The following is a 521-nucleotide window of genomic DNA, read 5'->3' on the forward strand; positions in this document are numbered from 1 at the left end:
CTCATAACCCCGACCAGCAAACCCCGCATAAAGCCCGTCAGGATCCAACGCCATCGGCTGAGCACCGGCCGGCGGCCACTGTTCGAACACGGCCTGGTGCTGCTCGTCTTGCTGCGGGACAGCGAGCAGACCGCTGGCGTTCCGGATCCATACGGACTCGTCAGACGCTTCCCCGGTCTCGACGCGGGAGTGGACCGAAACGGGCCGGAAACCCGATGCGTCGGCTTCTTCAACGGCGACCTGGACCCGGACACCGCCCTGCTCGGGCAGAACCAGCGGGGTCTCCAGCGTCAACTCCTCTAGCCGATTGCAACCAATGTGTTCACCGGCGCAAGTCGCCATCTCCATCAGCACCGCCCCCGGCACCAGCACTGTCCCCATCACCTGATGGTCGGCCAGCCACGGATGTGTCTGCAGAGACAGCCGACCCGTAAACAGGACCGCCTCGCTGCCAGCGGTGTCGACTGCGGCTCCGAGGAGCGGGTGTTCAATGGTTTCCAGGCCGAGGCCGGTGGCGTCGG

The 521-nt window shown here is 65.8% G+C and carries 1 protein-coding gene; it reads right to left on the reverse strand.

What is annotated here, in order from left to right:
- A partial coding sequence (locus VT50_RS38140; protein WP_338058398.1) for a polyketide synthase dehydratase domain-containing protein occupies positions 1-501 on the reverse strand: 501 nt, incomplete at its 3' end.
- Positions 502-521: the final 20 nt, after the last annotated feature.

The sequence above is a fragment of the Streptomyces antioxidans genome (assembly GCF_000968685.2).
GTDB lineage: Bacteria > Actinomycetota > Actinomycetes > Streptomycetales > Streptomycetaceae > Streptomyces > Streptomyces antioxidans.